Below are 17386 nucleotides of genomic sequence, written 5' to 3' on the forward strand. Positions count from 1 at the left end.
GCAAGGCGCACGGAACGCAGGAACCGAGACAGTACATAGAGTACGGCGAGGTTGCGAGTACCGCGCAACGCAGCAATTCGCCCGCGCAGACACTTATTCCGTGTTTCCTTAATCAATTTGCCGACCTTTGAATGCAAACAACCCTTGCGGACGTTTCTGGATAAAGATAACCACCATAACCAAAATGAATATCTTGGCCAGCACCGCACCAGCAAAGCCTTCCAGCACTTTGCTTAAAATGCCCAGGCCCATCGCTGCATAAACAGCACCCGCCAATTGGCCCACACCACCCAATACCACCACGATGAATGAATCCACAATATAGCTTTGGCCTAATGCAGGGCCTACGTTACCAATCTGCGAGAGAGCAACGCCTGCCAGGCCCGCAATACCAGAACCCAAACCAAAAGCTAGCGCATCGATCTTGCTGGTGTTCACCCCTATGCAACTCGCCATACCGCGATTCTGGGTTACTGCGCGGATAAACAAGCCAAGGCGGGTTTTGCTGATCATGAGCCAGACTAATAACAGCACACCAATCGCAAATGCGATAATCAGTATGCGGTTGTAAGGCAGTACTAAGTTAGATGCGAATTCGATACCCCCAGACATCCAGGCTGGGTTTTCCACGCTTACGTTCTGTGCGCCAAAGATGGTACGAACGGCTTGGATAAGAATAAGACTGACACCCCATGTGGCCAATAATGTTTCGAGTGGGCGGCCATATAAAAAACGAATGACGGTTTTTTCAAGCACAATGCCAACCAGCGCAGTAATGATAAAGGCCGCTGGAATGGCTGCCAGCAGGTACCACTGGAATCCGCCAGGAAAATGCTGAATAAATATGTTTTGCACAGCGTAAGTAACGTAGGCACCTATCATCATCATTTCACCGTGCGCCATGTTGATCACACCCATCAGGCCATACGTCACGGCCAGGCCAAGTGCGGCAAGCAGCAAAATACTGCCCAAGCTAATGCCTGTAAATAACTGGCCTAATCTATCAAACAGGGCAAGGTGGCTATCGATAGATTTCAGCGCATCTTGTATAGCTGTTTTGACTTCTGGATCCGTTTCTCCATCGGGCGCCAAGCGGGTAGATAACATTTGTTTGATATTGGCATTGGTGGCTTTTGACAAAGCTTCTGCAGCAGCTAAGCGAGTGGCTTTATCTGGGCTGGTCAGCTCAATACTGGAGCGCACTTCAGCCAGTGCATCGTGGATTTTAGATTCGGTCTCTTTGGCTTCCACTTGTTTGATAATCGCCAAGCGTGCGTCATTTGCCTCTGTTCCAAGTAAGGATTTAGCGGCATCCAGACGTACTTTGGGGTCAGTAGATAAAAGGTTGAGTGTGGCGATTGCTGCATCCAACTCTGAACCCATCTGGTTATTGTTCACTACGTCATCTGCATCTTCAGGTAGATCAACTGGCTTGCCAGTCAGTGCATCTATGGTCGCTTCATCAGTGACGATATAGACGCTCTTACCTTTAGTTTTGACTGCATCATCTTGCAGTTGCTGTAAAAATGGAATGGCACTCATGTCACCTTTGGCCATCACAGTGTTTAATACGGCAATTCGGGGCTCGTTATCGCCTATCGCCAAGCCTATAATTTCATCGCTAGTTAATGCTGAAGCGTTTGCAGAAGCCAGTAACATCACTATTGAAAAACCCATCATTAAACGATGAATAACTGCTGATGAAACTGCCGCAAAACGGTGTTTGAATCGGATGGAAAATAACTGACTTGATGGCATAAGAACTCTCGGTCATGTTCACACAGAAACCGCTACGGGGGTTAGCCCGTAGCGGCGTTTCGTACATTTACTACTGATAAAACAGAATGTGCTTAAGCATTTGTTTTATTACTTTGCTACTTGTTTGCTGCTGTTATTACCAAGCAATTTATCTGCTTGCTTGTGTTGCATGTTTTACTGCTTTTATACTTCGCCTACCTTAACTTCAAGCCTTACTTAACTTCAGGCTCATCTGGCTTTTTGTCATTGCCAGCAATGTATGGGCTCCAAGGTTGCGCCTTAATTGGGCCTGGTGTTTTCCACACCACTTTGAATTGACCATCAGCCTTGATTTCGCCAATAAACACTGGTTTGTGCAAGTGATGGTTTTTCTCATCCATGGTTGAAACAAAGCCACCTGGTGCAGGGAAGGTTTGGCCAGCCATTGCAGCAATTACTTTGTCAGTATCAGTGCTCTTGGCTTTTTCAACTGCTTGCGCCCACATATGGATACCGATGTAAGTCGCTTCCATTGGGTCATTGGTTAAAGGCTTGTCAGCGGTTGGCAATTTCTTAGCCTTGGCATAAGCAGACCATTCCTTGATCCAGGCAGCATTGGTTGGATTCTTGATGCTCATGAAGTAGTTCCATGCAGCCAAGTTACCGACTAGTGGCTTGGTATCAACACCGCGCAACTCTTCTTCACCCACTGAGAAAGCAACAACAGGTACGTCTTTCGCCTTCAAGCCAGCATTGCCCAGCTCTTTGTAGAACGGAACGTTAGAGTCACCATTGATGGTAGAAACCACGGCTGTTTTACCACCAGCTGAGAATTTCTTGATGTTAGCCACAATGGTTTGGTAATCGCTGTGACCAAATGGTGTGTACTCTTCCATGATGTTGTCATCAGTGATGCCTTTAGAGTGCAGGAATGAACGCAGAATCTTGTTGGTGGTACGTGGGTAAACATAGTCAGTACCCAGCAATACAAAGCGCTTAGCTCCGCCGCCTTCTTTGCTCAGCAGGTATTCAACAGCCGGGATAGCCTGCTGGTTAGGTGCTGCACCAGTGTAGAACACGTTCTTTTCCAGCTCTTCACCTTCATACTGCACTGGATAGAACAACAGGCCATTCAACTCTTTGTAAACTGGCAATACAGATTTACGTGATACAGAAGTCCAGCAACCGAAAGTCACGGCCACTTTGTCTTGTGTCAACAATTGGCGAGCCTTGGTAGCGAATAAAGGCCAGTCTGAAGCTGGGTCAACGACCACAGGTTCAAGCTGCTTACCAAGCACGCCACCCTTTTTGTTGATCTCATCAATCGTCATCAGCGCCATGTCTTTCAGCGCTGTTTCAGAAATAGCCATAGTGCCTGAGAGTGAGTGAAGAACACCTACCTTGATGGTGTCAGCGGCTTGTGCAAATTGCACAGCACCGATCATGGCAACGCTAGCTGCAATGACTGACATCGTTTTAATGAATGTGCGACGATTTTGCATTTAAAACTCCTAATTAAATATTCAAAAATGCGGCAAGCAATCTAGGCTTGCCGCTAGTGTTTGTGATTTAGAACTGGAACTGCATCGCTACGTTGATTGCGTTGATGTCTTTGCTCGCAGTCACTTCCGTATTGGAATAGAAGCCACTGACTTGGGCGTTATAGCCATCAATGATATAAGCGGTACCAAGGTCATACTTCTTGGTATCTACACTACTATCAGCTTGGAATTTCTGCCAACGGACAAATGGCTGGAATTGGCCCCAACCCACTTTTTCATTAAAGATATATCCAGCCGCTGCTGAATATGCCTTACCTTGTTCACTTAAAAATACGTCATCGTTATCGTAGTCGTAGTAAGCGGCTTCTATTGAAATTGCGCCAGGGCCAACATCTTTCTTTTCCAAAAGAAAATCAACACTGTATGAATTGTAATCACCGGTTTTTGTAAGTGAGTAAGCGCCGCCGCCTTGAGTTCTGCCAGCAATACCTATCGCTAGAATGTCTTTGGCACCAAGATAATTACCTGTGCCATAGTAGCCAGGCTCAGCATCCCAAAAGTCATACTGCAATCTACCTGCATACATAAGCTCATCGCTGCCTGTACGAGTACCTAGGGTAAGGCCACTGAGCTTATAGGCATTATTACCTTCAAAAGCACCGAAGGAATATCCCAATTTTCCATCAAGCAATGTACCAACCAAGGCAACACCATCATCTCGCCCAATATACCCTCCGTTATAACCATAACGTGAAGCAACACTTGCCCAATAGCCACCACCTAATGAATAGTAAGGTCCTGCCAAGTTAGCGCGATCACTAGGGGATAAGAAACGACCAGCCCAGATTGTTAATTCTGGTAAAACTTCTATCTGAACGTTGCCATCAATGACTTGAAACGTGCTGTTACCACCTGATTTTTCAGTATTTAACATGCCTTTGATGTACTTATTTACTGAGCCAGATAGATATAAACGAGCACTATCTAAATTAAAATCATTAGTGTCAGATGTGCCACCATTTGGCGCATTGCTACCTGTAAAGGAACCACGCATACCGAAACCAACACTGACGTATTTATCTTCACCAAAAGTAATGGTGCCGCCCGCATTGGCGTTGTATGCAGGGATGCTACAGGCAGCAATGACTGCTGCCAATAAAATGCTTTTGTTAAGTCTGAATGTCATCATGACGCCCCTTGTAATATTGAATAGAAATTAAAATAAATAGGTCATGACCTGTCATCAAAAACTGTACAGGTATGTAACGTGGGATGAAGATTAGCGATTGCGCTTAGAAATCTAAATACGTCATATTGCGTAGATGATTGCAACAACAGCAAATGGGATTTGTGCTAATTTTGCGTGGTGATTGATAGATACTTAAATTAAACGGAATTAACATGCAAAAACAAACTTCACCAGCATTTATCAACATCAGCACTGCAGCGTTATTGCTAGCAACCTTCCTACTCTCAGGTTGTGGCGAATTTGCTTACAAGCGCGGCGCGAGCGCATCGGACTTGCAAGAAGCTCGCAAAGCCTGTGCTACGCAAGGCGATAGCCCAGTCATTGCGGAACAATGCCTTGCAGATAAAGGTTGGACTGTAAAACCTCTAGATAAGATGGATCCACTGTTAGCCACAGTAGGCATTAGTGATAACAGAACAGGGAAATTGATTCAAAAAGGAGGTAGCACACCAGAAACCAACGCCGAACTAGCAAAACCAGCCGATCCACTTGATAGCTTTAAAATCAGCTCATGGTGGAAAACAGGCGCAGATGCAAACGCATTGAAATCAGGGATTAACGAATGTGTAGCCACTCTGGGTGAAGCACATCGGCCTGCACCTGGCTCCTTAAACGCAACACGTGGACTTTTGCTGTGCATGCGAACTAAAGGCTGGTATGCGCTAGCCGCTCAATAATTAGAGCCAATTATTCGAATCAGAAGGCCTGCTTAAGCAGGCCTTCTGATATTAAGATTCTGTGAATCGAGTTACAGTTTCCGACCCACAAAGGTCATTCCAAACTTAAAAGTGCTTCATCCAATTTAACCATTGCGCATGGCGCACGCCACGCCCTGCGCAATGGCACTCATCTGGTAATTTATCTTGGTGCGGCAGCGCTTGTGTAAAGCATCAATGTATTACACGGCAAAGGCTTGGTGACGGATAATAGCGCCCACATCATTTGCACCATTTTTGGAATTCTCCCATGGAAATTAAGGTCAACTTATCTCGATAAGCTACGTCTTGAAGCCAAGTTCGATGACTTCACGGTGATTGCCGACCAGCCTATCCGCTATAAAGGCGATGGCTCGGCGCCAGGCCCTTTCGATTACTTTTTGGCTTCATCGGCTTTGTGCGCGGCTTATTTTGTGAAGTTGTACTGCAACACTCGCAATATCCCCACCGAAAATATCCGTCTTTCGCACAACAATATTGTCGATCCGGAAAACCGTTACCAGCAGATATTCAAGATCCAGGTCGAGTTGCCGGCGGATATCTCCGACAAAGACCGCCAAGGTATCCTGCGCTCCATCGATCGTTGTACAGTTAAAAAAGTAGTGCAAGCCGGCCCCGAGTTTGTCATCGAAGAAGTCGCTAACCTGGATGCCGATGCACAGGCCTTGCTGACGGTGCAGTCGGCTTCTGACGCCATTACCTATATCGCGGGCAAAGACTTACCTTTAGAGCAAACCATTGCCAATATGTCTGGCGTGCTGGCGGGCCTTGGCATCAAGATAGAAATCGCGTCGTGGCGCAATATCATTCCCAATGTGTGGTCCTTGCATATCCGCGATGCACACTCGCCTATGTGTTTCACTAACGGGAAGGGTTCCACTAAGGAAAGCGCGTTGGCGTCGGCCCTGGGCGAGTATATCGAGCGGCTGAGTAACAACCATTTCTATGCCGGTACTTACTGGGGCGAAGATATCGCCAACTCAGAGTTCGTGCATTATCCAAATGAGCGCTGGTTTCAGCCAGGCCGTAAAGATGCGCTGCCAAAAGAAATTCTGGATGCGTACTGTCTGCAAATCTACAATCCCGATGGTGAGTTACGCGGTTCGCATCTGGTCGATACTAATTCCGGCAATGTGCAGCGCGGTATTTGTTCGTTGCCCTATGTGCGCAAGTCGGATGGCGAGGTGGTTTATTTTCCATCCAACCTGGTCGAAAACCTCTACGTCAGCAATGGCATGAGTGCTGGTAATACGCTGGCCGAGGCACAGGTGCAATGCCTGTCGGAGATTTTCGAGCGGGCGATCAAACGTGAAATTATCGAAGGTGAAATCGCCTTGCCTGATGTGCCGCAGCAAGTATTGGCGAAATACCCTGGTATTCTCGCAGGCATTCAAGGCTTGGAAGAGCAAGGCTTCCCAGTGATGGTTAAGGATGCGTCACTGGGTGGGATCTACCCAGTGATGTGTGTCACCTTAATGAATCCGCGCACAGGTGGGGTGTTTGCCTCGTTCGGCGCACATCCAAAACTTGAAGTCGCGCTGGAACGCAGCCTGACCGAATTGCTTCAAGGCCGCAGTTTTGAAGGCCTGAACGATTTACCGCAACCCACGTTTGCCAGTGAAGCCGTGACTGAGCCCAATAACTTTGTTGAACACTTCATCGATTCCAGCGGCATTGTGTCGTGGCGCTTTTTCAGCGCCAAATCGGATTTCGAGTTTGTTGAGTGGGATTTTTCTGGCCAAGGGGAGAACTCCAATGCTGAGGAAGCCGCCACGTTGCTCGGCATTCTCAAAGCCATGGGCAAGGAGGTATACACGGCAGTCTATGACCAGCTAGGCGCCGTCGCTTGCCGGATGGTGGTGCCCGGCTATTCGGAAGTTTACCCAATAGAAGATTTGATCTGGGATAACACCAACAAAGCCCTATTGTTCCGCGCCGATATCCTGAACTTGCACAACCTAGATGACGCAAACCTGGAAGCGCTGCTTGAGCGTTTGGAGAATAACGAGCTGGATGATTACGGCGATATCGCCACATTGATCGGCATCGAATTTGACGAGAATACCGACTGGGGCCAGCTAACCGTTCTGGAGTTAAAGCTGCTAATTCATCTCGCTTTGCAGCAATTTGAGGAAGCGCATGAGCTGGTGGGTGCCTTCCTGCAGTACAACGACAACACCGCCGAGCGCGGATTGTTTTACCAAGCCTTGAATGTGGTGCTGGAGGTTCTGCTGGATGATGACCTGGAACTCGACGACTACGCGGTCAACTTCCGCCGCATGTTTGGCGATGCCAAGATGGACGCCGCGATGGGCTCAGTGGACGGCAGCGTGCGCTTTTTCGGCTTAACGCCTACCAGTATGAAACTGGAGGGCCTCGACAGGCATCACCGCCTGATCGACAGCTACAAAAAATTGCATACGGCTCGAGCCAAAATGGCGGCTACGGCCAGTTAGGATCACGAGTCACGGCATGTGTGCTCTGGGAGCCCCCCAGCGCACATGCATGTTCCAACCTGAGCGACTAACTGTGCTGGCGTTCAATCAAGCTGGCTGCGGGCGACCCAAAATAGCCATAAAATGGCTAGTAACTATTCAAAAAAATCCGCACTTCCATCCTCTGGTGCAGTCAATAAAGCACGTCGCTTTAATCACAAACTCAATATTTATCAATTACTTAATCACATCAATTCAAATTAGGCATATATTAATCAATAAATTTTATTTTTATTTGTAAGGATTTTTCAAATGGCTCGACTAAACGGGGAGAACACAAAATGATGACCATTTTTTAGCAACAAAAAATCAACCGCATTAATAGAAAATCTATCTAATTTTGGTCAGGGACGGATACATCATGCAAATACATCAACATCCGCTTTACGTAAAAATATGCCACTGGGTAAATGCACTGGCAATTCTTTTAATGGTCACTAGTGGCTGGCGTATTTACAACGCCTCACCCATTTTTGAATTCAAATTCCCTAAAATGCTGACCATCGGTGGTTGGCTGGGTGGAGCTTTACAATGGCACTTTGCGGCTATGTGGCTACTGGCTATCAATGGCCTGATTTATCTATTAGTGAATATCATCTCTGGCCGAATGTGGTCAAAGTTTTTACCCATTCGCCCCAAACAATTACTCGCTGATTTTCGCGATGCCCTCATGCTAAAGCTTGACCACAGCAACCTGCAAAATTACAACGCCGTACAAAAATCCGCCTATCTCTCGGCCATGCTGTTCATCATCGTCACCGTGCTTTCTGGCTTGGCAATATGGAAGTCTGTTCAGTTTCCCTTACTGCGTGAACTGATGGGTGGATATGACAACGCACGTATCGTGCATTTCTTCGCGATGTCATTGATTGTTGCTTTCGTATTCGTACATGTAGTTATGGTGACATTGGTACCCGAAACATTAGTCGCCATGATAGGTAGCTTCAAACGCAACAAAACAGCAGGAGCGAAATCATGAGCAACCGCCCAAAAGTCGAAGGCGTTGATACTAAATACGTCATCAAACAAGTTGAGAAACAACTCGATAGCGCTAGCCGCAGAGAATTTGGCAAGCGTATCTTAAGCCTGGGTACTCTCTCACTGCTCTCTGGCTGTGTACTGACTGATGACGATTCCATCGAAAAAATGCTGATGTCAGTCTCGCGCTGGAACGACAAAGTGCAGGGCTTTTTGTTTGACCCCAACAAAATGGCACCGACCTATCCAGAAAGTATGATCACCAAACCATTTCCGTTCAATGCCTACTACGGTGAAGACGAAATACGTGTGGTAGATGGTGATAGCTACAAATTAGAACTTAGCGGACTCATTAAAGAGCGCAAGCCATGGACACTCACTCAACTCGCGATGCTGCCACAAACCAGCCAAGTCACACGCCATATCTGCGTAGAAGGCTGGAGCGCGATTGGTAAATGGGGTGGCATTCGATTCTCTGATTTTCTAAACATGGTGGGCGCTGATACAACCGCCAAATACGTTGGATTTAAATGTGCGGATGACTATTACACCAGCATAGATATGCCGAGCGCCTTACACGCACAGACACAACTCACCATGAGCTTCGCGGATGAAACGCTATCTAAGGAATATGGCTTTCCACTCAAGCTACGCATCCCCACCAAGCTTGGCTTTAAAAACCCAAAATACATCACAGAGATATACGTCACAAATGATTACCCAGGCGGCTACTGGGAGGATCAAGGGTATAACTGGTTCAGTGGATCCTGAGCCTGTTTGTTCGGCAATTTTGCCATTTTTTACTTGGAGATAGAAACGATGTCTAAATTACTTGGTATTTTATTAGCAGCAACTTTAAGCCTCTGTGTTGCCGGCGCTCACGCCGATGACATGAAAAAAGATGAAATGATGAAGAAGGATGAAATGTCGCACGACAGCATGAAAAAAGACGACATGATGAAGAAAGATTCCATGTCTAAAGACAGTATGAAAAAGGATGAAATGATGAAAAAGGACGACATGAAGAAAGATGAAATGAAGCACTAATCATTTCCTGGCATGTCAGAACGGACTCAACTCAGTGGGAGTGAGTCCGTTTTTTATGGCTTTGGTGCACTCCAGCGCAGAACTGAATTCAGCATGTATGGGAATGGCAATTTTGAAAGCCAGTGCCTATTGTCAGCCACCCAAGGATATGCTCGGCTTAATATAGGTCTCAGCATTTTACTACCCCAAAATTTACTTAATTTACTGAAGCCTGCCGCCGCATATGCGGCCTCAAATACATCAACACCTTTTATCCACTGGCCTGCAGCATCTTGGGCATGAATGCGTTCCATCATCGCCTCTTTGTTTGTAGGGCAACTTGGTGGCTCGGTGAATTCCATGGCTGAGCAATCCACCAGGATAAGATTTTCATCAAAATCAGTTTCCTTGATGGTATGCATTTCTGCTGAGCAGAGTGGACAAGAGGCATCATAGAAAATCGTTAATGGATAAGTAATCTGGATGGTCATTTTTTGCTCCTGATCAAGTTTTGAATCTTTGCCCCATACTTCATAATTTTGGTGAGTGTTTCTGGTTTTAGCCTGATCATTTCGTCACCCCAAATTGAGAGCGTCTCCATCAAAGTCAGAATATCTTCTACCCGCTTCTTGGCATCTTTCTCTTCTTCAGAAAATTTGCTTTCTGCCGCGAATTTTTTGAGGAAGTTGACAGTAGGGTCAAACTCGCGCGCCTTACGTTCGATAATCACCGTACTAAATAATTGCCATATATCCAGTGAAGTCTCGAAATAATCGCGTCTATCGCCCATCACATGAGTGATATGCACTAGGTTCCAGTTTTGTAACTCTTTCAAACTATTACTCACGTTCGAGCGTGCAACCATCAAGTTGCTGGCAATCTGCTCCGCATTCAACGGCTTGCCTGTGTAGTAAAGCAAGGCATGTATCTGCGAAACCGTACGATTAATGCCCCATTGCGCGCCCATTTCGCCCCAATGCAAGACAAATTGTCTTCCAAGGTCACTGAGTGCAATTTGTTCTGTTGATTCATTTTCCATCTTTAAATCTCCTGCTTGATTAATCTGCTTGACCAATTATCTTTCATGTCATATATTTCTGTCAATACAGAAATTACAGAATATTAGAAATTTAGACAAGTTAAGGGGAACGATATGCGCGTGTTGGTATTAGGTGGTCGAGGATTTATTGGCAGACATATTGTTGCTTCACTGCTGAATCAGGGCGCAAAAATTATCATTAGTAGTCGTAAAGCAGACCCAACATCTCCGACTTATGTGAGCGTGAGGATGCAAGAGATGACTAATCCAGCAGATTGGATAAAAGTCGTTGCTAGCTACGATGTAGTCGTGAATTCGGTCGGGATTTTGCGCGAACGCTGGAAAGAGACTTATGACGCAGTGCACAGGCAGGCACCTATGGCGCTAGCTGCAGCCTGCAAAAGTCAAGGAATACGCCTGATCCACATCTCGGCATTAAGTTTATCGGCAAATGCACAAAGCCGCTTCATTCGATCAAAGCTCAGTGGCGAGCAAGCGTTATTGGCCAGCGGGGCAGACTTGGCGATAGTTCGCCCATCCCTGCTTGATGGCGAGGGCGGATTCGGAGCACAGTGGATAAGGCGTGTAGCCAGATCACCAATCTATGCTGTAATGAAAACCAAGGGCGTGATTGCTCCACTCAAAGTCAGCGACTTGGGCGACGCTATTGCCAGGCTCTGTTTCATGCGACAACTGCCATCCAATGAAATAGAATTGGGCGGCAATAACGTCATCAGCATGCGCGAATATCTGGCTAGATTGAGGCGTGAATATACAAGCTACAAAGCGTATGTATTAGAAGTACCAGTCTGGATGGTCAGGCTCAGCAGCCACATTTTAGACTTGCTACAGCTGACGCCATTATCATTCGGACATGTTGAATTGATGCAAGGCTACAATGCACCAAAGATTAATCTGCTAGCAAGTCTGATAGGCAGAAAACCAGCCGTGGTGGGCATTGTTGAAGATAGACAAACAGAAAGCAAGCTCATGCCGACTGCCATAGATTAATGATGCAATCGTGCAATAGCACTGCATTAAATTATTAGAGAGAATGAAATGAAAACCACAAAACATCTAGCATTGCATCTGAATATTGCTTTACTTGGTATCGTCTGCTTAACGCTAGCCTCTTGCAAAACTGTCAACATTGAGGCATCCAGTAAAGCTGGTTATGTAGCACTGCCTATATTTCCGGGATGGGTAGACAAGCACTTGATCCATTACATCACCACCGACGTAAATGATCAGGCCGTTGCCAAAGAGATCGGGGTGAATTATGTATCGAGATTCAATGAAGTCTTGCCAGCAGCAGGCAGAATGCCTAGTACTCATAACGCAGTTGAACGTATTTATGCAGTGACCAATTTCAAGCAAGCCAAAGTTTTGCCTTCTGCACCATATCCTATTGGCGGGAATAGCTCAGATACCGCCTATAGCCCGATCTGGCGCATGTATAACGTCACTTGGGTTGAGGGTACAAGCCCTTATGAATTGCAATCAGAGGAAGAAATTCTTCAAGCAGAAGATAAGAAGCTGGTGAAGATTTTAGCCACCAGTTTGATTGTTAATTGTGCCGTGATTGATGATAAATCAGGCAATGTTTTGCCAAGTGCAAGGTTAATCAGAAAGCCATAATAAAAAAGCCACATTTAGGTGGGGCTTTTTTATTATGGAGTAACGGCTACCAATCTATTCTTTAACTTTGCCACTCTCGCCGGTGAGCTTATCAAGCAGGCTCTTACCTGTATCGGTATTAGCAAATGCTTCAAGCATAGAACCTATGCTGGTACCGCCCTGTGAGCTGAATAGATCAAGCACTTTATTCATACCTGAATTAACTGAGCCAGCATTGGCAATGACTTTAATATCTGCTTTTTCAAGCGCCTTTGCCTGCTCTATACCCACCGCTATCATGGCATCGAACTGTTTTAGAGTTGTCAGATATTGTTGGTAATTCTGGTTCTCACCAATCTTGTTGGCCAGCTCAATCTGGGCAGCGACTGGTGCCAATTGGAGTTCTTTTTCAGCCACTGCACGGGCAAGTCCTTCGGCTTCAATACCTTCAGCCTCAAACTTCTTCGCCTGGTATTTACCATCGGCAATTAGCACAGTTGAAGCCTTCTCACCATCAGCTTTAAGCCGCACAGACTCTTTTTCAGCTTCAGCATCAATTAGCTTGGTGGTCTTGGCCGCTTCTGCATTAATCACGTTGGTATCACGCGCTTTTTCTGCATTCACAATCTGCACTTTCTTGTCGATCTCAGCCTGAGCCACCTCAGTCACTTGCTTGACCTCCATCTCTTTCGAGGCCGTTACCTTTTTCTGGTCTGTAATCGATTGTGTGGATTGTTCCTGCGCGATACCAACTTCACGATCTTTCTCTGCGGTGCGTAATCCCACCTGTTGCAGCGCATCTTGCTTCTTCACATCGGTTTCGCGCTTGGCTTCAATTTCCGAGATTTCAGCGAGTTTAAGATTTTTAGCGACTTCAATACGGCTTTCCATCTCGATCATGGATTTCTTTTTCTCCATGATATTTTTGATGACGGTAGAACCTTGAGCATCACGAATATCCATCAACTCAACACTTTTCACAGTGCTAACTCCCCATGACCTTAAGTTGTCATCGACTTCCTTGGTGAAAGCATCACCGAATTTCGCACGGTCTTGCATGATAGATTCAATATCATTGGTAGCTAATATGCTACGTATGCAGCCCTTCAGAATATCGTTTAATTGGCCACGCATTTCACTGAATGATGAAACACGTTGCGCCGCAGTATTGCTATCACTGATACGGAAAAAGGCCTTTACGTCCAACACAAACGGCAAACGCCCTTGGTCATAAGCCTCGTAATCTGTCAGCTCTTCTGTAAAAACGGATACTGGGTATTTGGATACCAATACGCCAATAACTGGAAGCCAGGAAGGAAACTCATAATAAGTATTGCCTGCCGCCAAGCCATTTCCATAAGAAACTGATTTCTTGCTCGACTGCACAATATGCACTTCATTAGTGGCAACGACACGCCGTAAAAAAAATGTAATAAGTACCAAAATGAATACAACAGCAGCGCCATAAACATAGCCGTTCAATAAAATATCATCCATAACCACCCCTTTAAAATTGAGTTACTGCATAGATTCAAAAGCCAATACTCACTGCAAAATTCTTTTTGAGTTTAATCACCATTGATACAACTGGTTTATTGAGTCTTAAGTGACTTCTTGAATAATAACTTGCCAAGGATTTCTTAGCATTGCAATCTCAATGCTTCATCATGATTAATTATTGATAGCTCTCAAACAACAGGCAATCCAAAGTTCAAATATTTTGAATATATAAGACTAAATTTTCCGTTTTTATTTAATTATCTTACGGTGGATACTGTATCCGTCGAGTATACATACTAGCAATTATTTGAATATGTGATGCAGCAGAGGTTAACCATGCAATTACTAGAAAATATAACTCCAAGCACAGCAGCGCAAACTGGGCCGCTGAATAGACTGGAGTTTATTGATGCCTGCAAGTTACCCACTCAATGGGCAAATTTCACCCTGCACGCCTTTCTGGAACATGCGACAGGCAAAGAGCATCTGGTGCTGACCTTGGGCGAACTATCAAACGCTAATTCGGCAAACGATAGCCCGGTATTAGCACGTGTGCATTCAGAATGCCTGACGGGTGATGCCCTTTTCAGCCAGCGTTGCGACTGCGGTGCGCAACTGGAAAAGGCCATGCAAAACATTGCTAAAGAAGGCCGCGGCATGATTCTCTACCTGCGCCAGGAAGGTCGTGGCATCGGCCTGCTGAACAAGATTCACGCTTATCACTTACAAGATGAAGGTGCAGATACGGTAGGTGCTAACCAAGCGCTGGGTTTTGCTGCAGACTTGCGTGACTATAGCTTGTGCAAAGACCTGCTCGCACATTTTCAAGTATCGCAGCTATGCCTGATGACCAATAACCCGGCTAAGGTAGAAGCACTGCAAAACCTGGGGATAGAAATCAATGAACGCATTCCGCTGATTACTGGCCTGACGCCTCATAATTTGCGTTACTTGGGCACCAAGGCGAAAAAACTTGGTCATGTTATACCTGAGCACCTTTTATCAAGCCAAACCTTATCAAACCAGAAAGATGCAGCATGAAGATGGCACCAAAACAGTACACCCTACTTGCTATCGGATTGCACTGGTGGATTGCGTTGCTGATTTTTATCGCATTCCCACTTGGCATTTACATGCACGACCTGCCATTTTCGCCCACCAAGCTCAAGCTCTTTAGCTGGCATAAATGGATAGGCGTTACCGTATTCCTGTTTGTTGTCGTGCGTATTTACTGGCGCTTACGTCATAGCCCGCCTGCCCTGCCAGAGAGTATTGCCAGTTGGCAGAAACTAGCCACCCATGCTGCTCACGGCCTATTATATTTGCTGATGATTGCCATTCCATTATCTGGCTGGCTTATGAGTTCAGCCAAAGGCTTTCAGACTGTCTGGTTTGGCGTGCTGCCTATCCCAGACCTACTGGGCAAGGATAAAGAGCTTGGCAACTTGCTCGCCATTGTGCACAAGACCTTGAATTTCAGCCTGCTGGCATTAGTAATCTTGCATGTGCTGGCCGCGCTCAAACACCATTTCATCGACAAAGATATTATTCTGCGTCGCATGTTATCCAACCGTGCAGGAGAAAAATAATGAAAACTTCTTACCTCAAATACCTCGCTCTGATCGGCCTGTTTGTCAGCACCACTTATGCCCAGGCAGCAGAATTCAACCAGGTACTGGCCGACAAAAGCACCATCAGCTTTGGTTACAAGCAAATGAGCGTGCCGCTGGATGGAAAATTCAAGAAGTTTAGCGCCCAGATTGATTTCGATTCGACTAAGCCAGAACAGGCTCAGGCCAAATTTGATATCGATGTTGCAAGTATCGATACTGGTTCGAGCGAAGGGGATGACGAGGTGGTCGGCAAAGTCTGGTTTAACGCCAAAGCCTTCCCCAAAGCCAGCTTTATCTCCACCAGCGTTAAATCGCTGGGTGCCAATCGTTTTGAGGTGCAAGGCAAGCTCACCATCAAAGGTAAAACTTTACTAGTCTCAGCCCCTTTCACCTTCAAACCAGATGGTGCCAATGCCATATTTGATGGCGCTTTCAATATCAAACGTAATGACTACGCCATAGGCGAAGGCGAATGGGCTGATGAAAGCACCATCGCCAACCAGATTCAGATCAAGTTTCACATCACCGTAGCCCCCGCTGTGGCGAAAAAATAAGTGCAGGAATTTTTATACCCCAAAGTTTTAACCATTGCTTTAACCCTAAGGAGAATCACCATGAAGAAACTAGCTTTAGCCACTGTTGTTGCAGCATTACTTTCATCAGCAACATCGTTTGCCGCACCAGAAACCTACAATATCGATAGCACCCACAGCATGCCACGCTTTGAATACAGCCATTTTGGCTATTCAACCCAGCTGAGCCGCTTTGACAAAGCGACTGGCAAGATCACCATAGACCGTGCCGCCAAGACTGGTAGCGTGGATGTAGTGATTGACGCCACGACCGTTGATAGTGGCTTCCCGCTATTCAACACCCACCTCCAAGATGAAGACTTCTTCAATACCGCCAAGTACCCAACCATCACCTTCAAATCCACCAGCGTAAAATTTGATGGCGACAAGGTAGCCTCTGTTGATGGTGACCTGACTGTAAAAGGTGTTACAAAACCAGTGACACTGACCTTGCAATCCTTCTTCTGCATGCCACACCCAATGCTGAAAAAAGACGCATGCGGCGCAACAGCAACCACGAAAATCAAGCGTACCGACTTCAATATGGGCAAATACGTGCCATACGTGAGTGATGAAGTCACGCTGACCATACCAGTAGAAGCAGTTAAAGAATAATTAAGCATCACCAGCTCTGTTCGCAGACCAAAAAAGGCCGCATATGCGGCCTTTTTTCATTCCAATATTTATAATCAACTGACAGACTCTATATACCGAACTGAACCTAGCATCGTCAATTAACTAATAAGCATATGTTTTTATTGTCAAAAAACTATTTGATAAAACAAATACTGTAGATAGTGATTATTTATACGAAAATACAGTACAGAACACATATAAATGAAATCGAGAGCACTTGAATAATACAGCGTTGATTTTCTTCGATACTGAGTTTACCGAACTTGGTGTTGATCCCCGATTGATTTCTATTGGCCTGGTATCCGAAGACGGCAAACATAGCTTTTACGCTGAGTTAAGTGATACCTATAAGAAGACAGACTGTAGTGATTTTGCGGAAGAGTTTGTTCTTCCCCTTTTACAGGGCGGCCATGTATTGATGTCCATGGGAGTTCTCAGCGAACGCCTTGCCAATTGGCTAGAATCGTTTGGTAGGCCAGTGCAATTAGTCACGGATTCGCTAGCCTGGGATTGGCCTTGGATTACCGAGATATTTGAAGGCATAAATACTTGGCCAGCTAATCTTGATCGCACGCCATTCATTCTTGAACAGAGTGTAGAACTTAATAATGCCATTGACCTTGCCATAGGCAGAGGTTTACGTAGGCATCATGCATTAGATGATGCTAAAGCCAACCGCTTGGGTTACCTAGCCTACCAAAGCTAA

Annotated in this window: 17 protein-coding genes and 1 pseudogene; 12 read left to right on the forward strand and 6 right to left on the reverse strand. The window is 45.8% G+C overall.

The window, feature by feature from the left end:
• Positions 1–108: 108 nt before the first annotated feature.
• The 3 genes from urtB to ZMTM_RS11960 form a co-directional block, all read right to left on the reverse strand.
• Positions 109–1758 carry an urea ABC transporter permease subunit UrtB gene (gene urtB / locus ZMTM_RS11950; protein WP_221764058.1) on the reverse strand — a complete coding sequence of 550 codons (1650 nt, stop codon included), beginning with the start codon at positions 1756–1758 and terminating at the stop codon, positions 109–111.
• Positions 1759–1970: 212 nt separating this feature from the next.
• A complete protein-coding gene (urtA, locus tag ZMTM_RS11955) occupies positions 1971–3239 on the reverse strand; it encodes an urea ABC transporter substrate-binding protein (protein ID WP_221764059.1) in 1269 nt (422 codons plus the stop codon).
• A 67-nt stretch (positions 3240–3306) separates the two neighbouring features.
• Positions 3307–4428: a porin gene (locus ZMTM_RS11960; protein ID WP_449810443.1), complete on the reverse strand. Its 1122-nt coding sequence runs from the start codon at positions 4426–4428 to the stop codon at positions 3307–3309.
• Between the two features lie 212 nt (positions 4429–4640).
• Between ZMTM_RS11960 and ZMTM_RS11965 the strand changes: the two genes are divergently transcribed.
• From ZMTM_RS11965 to ZMTM_RS11985, 5 genes and pseudogenes are all read left to right on the forward strand, one after another.
• On the forward strand, positions 4641–5165 hold the full coding sequence (locus ZMTM_RS11965) for a hypothetical protein (RefSeq protein WP_221764060.1): 525 nt from the start codon (positions 4641–4643) through the stop codon (positions 5163–5165).
• 289 nt (positions 5166–5454) lie between these two features.
• Positions 5455–7660, forward strand: a pseudogene (locus tag ZMTM_RS11970) (OsmC domain/YcaO domain-containing protein).
• Between the two features lie 400 nt (positions 7661–8060).
• Complete coding sequence (locus ZMTM_RS11975) at positions 8061–8678, forward strand: cytochrome b/b6 domain-containing protein (RefSeq protein WP_221764061.1); 618 nt, start codon at positions 8061–8063, stop codon at positions 8676–8678.
• Positions 8675–9448 carry a molybdopterin-dependent oxidoreductase gene (locus ZMTM_RS11980; protein WP_221764062.1) on the forward strand — a complete coding sequence of 258 codons (774 nt, stop codon included), beginning with the start codon at positions 8675–8677 and terminating at the stop codon, positions 9446–9448. Before ZMTM_RS11975 ends, ZMTM_RS11980 begins: the two co-directional genes overlap by 4 nt.
• Before the next feature lie 48 nt (positions 9449–9496).
• The gene (locus tag ZMTM_RS11985) at positions 9497–9724 is read left to right on the forward strand and encodes a pentapeptide MXKDX repeat protein (protein WP_221764063.1); all 228 of its coding nucleotides are present in this window, start codon (positions 9497–9499) and stop codon (positions 9722–9724) included.
• Positions 9725–9777: 53 nt separating this feature from the next.
• Here ZMTM_RS11985 and ZMTM_RS11990 read toward each other — a convergent pair whose 3' ends face one another.
• Both ZMTM_RS11990 and ZMTM_RS11995 read right to left on the reverse strand, forming a co-directional pair.
• The gene (locus ZMTM_RS11990) at positions 9778–10194 is read right to left on the reverse strand and encodes a thiol-disulfide oxidoreductase DCC family protein (RefSeq protein ID WP_221764064.1); all 417 of its coding nucleotides are present in this window, start codon (positions 10192–10194) and stop codon (positions 9778–9780) included.
• On the reverse strand, positions 10191–10742 hold the full coding sequence (locus ZMTM_RS11995; RefSeq protein ID WP_221764065.1) for a GbsR/MarR family transcriptional regulator: 552 nt from the start codon (positions 10740–10742) through the stop codon (positions 10191–10193). The genes ZMTM_RS11990 and ZMTM_RS11995 overlap by 4 nt, the downstream gene beginning before the upstream one ends.
• 114 nt (positions 10743–10856) lie before the next feature.
• On the opposite strand from ZMTM_RS11995, the gene ZMTM_RS12000 reads away from it, so the two are divergent.
• Both ZMTM_RS12000 and ZMTM_RS12005 read left to right on the forward strand, forming a co-directional pair.
• Positions 10857–11753, forward strand: coding sequence for an NAD-dependent epimerase/dehydratase family protein (locus ZMTM_RS12000; RefSeq protein WP_221764066.1), 897 nt, complete (start codon positions 10857–10859; stop codon positions 11751–11753).
• 48 nt (positions 11754–11801) lie between these two features.
• Positions 11802–12380 (forward strand): DUF7482 domain-containing protein, encoded by a 579-nt coding sequence (locus ZMTM_RS12005; protein WP_221764067.1) that lies wholly within the window; start codon positions 11802–11804, stop codon positions 12378–12380.
• 54 nt (positions 12381–12434) lie between these two features.
• Here ZMTM_RS12005 and ZMTM_RS12010 read toward each other — a convergent pair whose 3' ends face one another.
• Complete coding sequence (locus ZMTM_RS12010) at positions 12435–13856, reverse strand: SPFH domain-containing protein (RefSeq protein WP_221764068.1); 1422 nt, start codon at positions 13854–13856, stop codon at positions 12435–12437.
• 339 nt (positions 13857–14195) lie between these two features.
• Here ZMTM_RS12010 and ribA point away from each other — a divergent pair, with 339 nt between their 5' ends.
• From ribA to ZMTM_RS12035, 5 genes are all read left to right on the forward strand, one after another.
• Positions 14196–14900: a GTP cyclohydrolase II gene (gene ribA / locus ZMTM_RS12015; protein WP_221764069.1), complete on the forward strand. Its 705-nt coding sequence runs from the start codon at positions 14196–14198 to the stop codon at positions 14898–14900.
• 2 nt (positions 14901–14902) lie between these two features.
• A complete protein-coding gene (locus ZMTM_RS12020; protein ID WP_221765718.1) occupies positions 14903–15448 on the forward strand; it encodes a cytochrome b in 546 nt (181 codons plus the stop codon).
• A complete protein-coding gene (locus tag ZMTM_RS12025; RefSeq protein ID WP_221764070.1) occupies positions 15448–16026 on the forward strand; it encodes a YceI family protein in 579 nt (192 codons plus the stop codon). The genes ZMTM_RS12020 and ZMTM_RS12025 overlap by 1 nt, the downstream gene beginning before the upstream one ends.
• Before the next feature lie 60 nt (positions 16027–16086).
• Positions 16087–16659, forward strand: a complete 573-nt coding sequence (locus ZMTM_RS12030; RefSeq protein ID WP_221764071.1) for a YceI family protein — start codon at positions 16087–16089, stop codon at positions 16657–16659.
• Between the two features lie 238 nt (positions 16660–16897).
• Positions 16898–17386, forward strand: coding sequence for a 3'-5' exonuclease family protein (locus ZMTM_RS12035; protein WP_221764072.1), 489 nt, complete (start codon positions 16898–16900; stop codon positions 17384–17386).

Origin of the sequence: Methyloradius palustris, from assembly GCF_019703875.1 — a bacterium.
In the GTDB taxonomy this organism is placed as follows: Bacteria; Pseudomonadota; Gammaproteobacteria; order Burkholderiales; family Methylophilaceae; genus Methyloradius; species Methyloradius palustris.